At 25.3% G+C, this 3011-nt stretch carries 3 protein-coding genes and 2 tRNA genes; 2 read left to right on the top strand and 3 right to left on the bottom strand.

What is annotated here, in order from left to right; all coding sequences use genetic code 11:
- Positions 1-890: 890 nt before the first annotated feature.
- Entirely contained in the window at positions 891-1046 is a 156-nt protein-coding gene (locus I2E98_RS16145) for a GreA/GreB family elongation factor (RefSeq protein ID WP_347708050.1), read from the top strand.
- A gap of 57 nt (positions 1047-1103) precedes the next feature.
- Positions 1104-1180 (top strand) — tRNA-Arg (locus tag I2E98_RS15605).
- 215 nt (positions 1181-1395) lie between these two features.
- Here the strand turns inward: I2E98_RS15605 and I2E98_RS15600 are convergent.
- The 3 genes from I2E98_RS15600 to I2E98_RS15590 all read right to left on the bottom strand — a co-directional run bounded on the left by I2E98_RS15600 (position 1396) and on the right by I2E98_RS15590 (position 3008).
- Positions 1396-1761, bottom strand: coding sequence for a single-stranded DNA-binding protein (locus I2E98_RS15600; RefSeq protein WP_195469787.1), 366 nt, complete (start codon positions 1759-1761; stop codon positions 1396-1398).
- Positions 1762-1838: 77 nt separating this feature from the next.
- A complete protein-coding gene (locus I2E98_RS15595) occupies positions 1839-2618 on the bottom strand; it encodes a glycerophosphodiester phosphodiesterase family protein (protein WP_195469786.1) in 780 nt (259 codons plus the stop codon).
- Between the two features lie 316 nt (positions 2619-2934).
- A tRNA-Gly gene (locus tag I2E98_RS15590) sits at positions 2935-3008 on the bottom strand.
- Positions 3009-3011 lie beyond the last annotated feature (3 nt).

The following is a 3011-nucleotide window of genomic DNA, read 5'->3' as shown; positions in this document are numbered from 1 at the left end:
GTGTTAGGCACGCCGCCAGCGTTCGTCCTGAGCCAGGATCAAACTCTCACTAAAAAGTTTAATCATTTGCTCAAATTGCTTTGAGTCTTTGTTTTAAGACTCTCAAAAGAATTGCTGGTTTACTTTAACTATATTCTGTTCAATTTTCAAAGATCATTTATCTGTCGCACTCAAGCGACTTCATTATCTTATCACTTTATCACTTTCGTGTCAACAGTTTTTTTAACTTATTTTTTCAAGTTTTTTTAACTTGCTTCAGTTAGTAACTGTTTCCCTCAAGGACAATGACTATTTTATCATAGCATTTTCATCTTAAATATATTATAAGTATTATAAAATGAAATTATTCATTATTTTCTTTATTTTTTCGATATATTTCTCTTTTTTCCTATTATTGATACGCCTGGCAAAGAGTATTAATGTTTTTATGTAATTTTATCTTTTTTTGTAAGTTTATACAATTATTAATTACATATTTTGTATATATAATTGATATATATACTAATTTAATACTCTATATTAATTAACTTATATATATTTTGTGCACTTAATATATAATTATACCCGACTAAACAGGCCACCTTATGTATAACTATTTAACTGATGAATAAATAAAAATCTTTAAATATGAAATTGAAAATAGAAAAGTTGTAATTAGAAAGTAAATAAAGATTTAGAAGCCGCTAGAGCACATGGTGATTTAATTGAAAACTTCTAATACAAAGCCCGCAAAAGAGAACATGCTAGAAATGAAAGTAGGATAATATTCTCGGAAAAAATAATAAAAATAGCAGTAATAATTAAGGACGATACTAAAAATGACGAAGTTGAACTAAATAAAAAAAATAATTTTAAAATTTATAGAAGATGACTTTATATAAAAGTTTTTAATTGTAACTATAATAGAAGCTGATCCATTAAATAATAAAATAAGTATAGAATCACCCCTAAAAAAATCTATTTTCAAACATAAAATAGGTCATAAACTTACTATAAATTCTCCTGATGAATCTTATACTGTTGAAATATTAGATATAGAAAAGTAATATAACACCATCTAGTAATTTGTTTTTTTTGATATTATAATAATTTATGTATCTTTTGCACTCATAGCTCAGTTGGATAGAGTGCTGGACTTCGAATCCAGGCGTCGGGGGTTCAAATCCCTCTGGGTGCACCACTAAATAGGCTATTTCACTAATTTCAGTGATATAGTCTATTTATATAATAAAAATTAAACTTTATTTTTCCACATCTAAAATTTTTATTTCTTATAGTAAATAAAATATTCAATAAATAAAGTATAAAAAATAACTCATTGAACTATTATAATAGTATCAATGAGTCATATCTAATATGCTAAAGTATATTTTACTTTTTACATGTATATGCTTTTTAAAATGGTACCTCTTCATTAATTACTTCGTTAACAACCTTTTTCTTGCTATCTATGAAAGTAAACTCACTTAAAATTATATCAACTTTATACCTCTTTTCTCCTGTTTCACTAACATAATTACTAGTCCTGATTTTCCCTTCAACTGCTAATCTACTTCCCTTCCCAACATTATGGGCTAATATTATAGCTTTTTTATCGAATGCTACTATTTCTACGAATGTTGCTATTCTTTCATTTCTTTTAACATTATACTCATTTACTGCTAAAGTAAATCTAACATATTTTCCTTCTTTTTCATCATTCTTATAATCCTTCAACTCTAAATTATTAACTACATTACCTACTAAAGTAACTTTATTCATATTTTACACCTCCAAGAATTAACTATTTTAATTCTTGACCAGAACATATTTTCTTATACATATAAAATATATTTTTATTAAAATCCTAGATCACTAGTAATCATATCTACTCCCATATCAATTAGACTCTTTATATCATTTTTATTATTTACAGTCCATACATTAACTTTTGCACCATTTAAATGAGCTAAATCAACTTTATCTTTTGTTATTTTATCTATCTTAATATCTATTCCATAATTTCCGTATTTCTTTAATAAATTAATATTTTCTATAGTTATATCATTTAAATATTGAAAATGAATTTTATCACTATACTCTCTAATATATTTTATCCATTCATATGAAGTAGATATTATTATAGTATTATCCTCAAGTCCATATTTTTTTATTTTATCAACAATTTCCTTAACCTTTTCAGCATTAACTACTTTAAACTCAATAATTGGTGTTAATTTATTTTCAACACAACAATTCAAATATTCATCCAAGGTTGGTATTTTTAAATTATTATAGTTACGAATATTATTACCACTATCTATATCAAGTGCTTTTACCTCTGCTAAATTCATATTTTTAATTTCTCCCACACCATTTGTCATCCTTTCGACATCAGCATCATGAAATACAACAATATTTCCATCCCTTAATACGTATATATCCGCTTCCACTCCCCAAGCACCCACACTAGCTGCCCTATTAAAAGATGGTATAGTATTTTCAGGTTCTAAAGCACTAGCCCCTCTATGGCCTATTATTTTTATATCTCGCTTACCTCCATATGTATTCATATTAACATTTAATATTATAATTAATAATAATATACTTACTTTTAAAATATTATGTATAATTTTCATATTTTCTTTCTTCTTTCTATCATAATTAACATCTATTTAAATATATTATTAATACTTCTACCTAAAATAATACATTTTATATACATAAAAAGAGGCATTTAATAAAAATGCCTCTTTTACAATTAAGAATACAGTATTTTGAAATTCCCTTATGAACTTTTCATCCTTAAATAATATAATGAAATTATTTAGTCCTACAAATTTCTTATTGTTAATTAATCCTCGAATATATAAAAATAAATATACTACTTTGAAATAATAGATTTTTATTTTAAATTAAAATAAAAAAAGACAATCTTATAGATTGTCTTTCTTATGGAGCGGGTAGTGGGAATCGAACCCACCTTTCCAGCTTGGAAGGCTGGAGTATTACCGATATACGATACCCGCATA

Source organism: Clostridium sp. D43t1_170807_H7 (genome assembly GCF_015555905.1).
In the GTDB taxonomy this organism is placed as follows: Bacteria; Bacillota; Clostridia; order Clostridiales; family Clostridiaceae; genus Clostridium.
The sequence above is the reverse complement of the archived record's forward strand: the minus strand, read 5'-3'. Positions and strand labels throughout refer to the sequence as shown.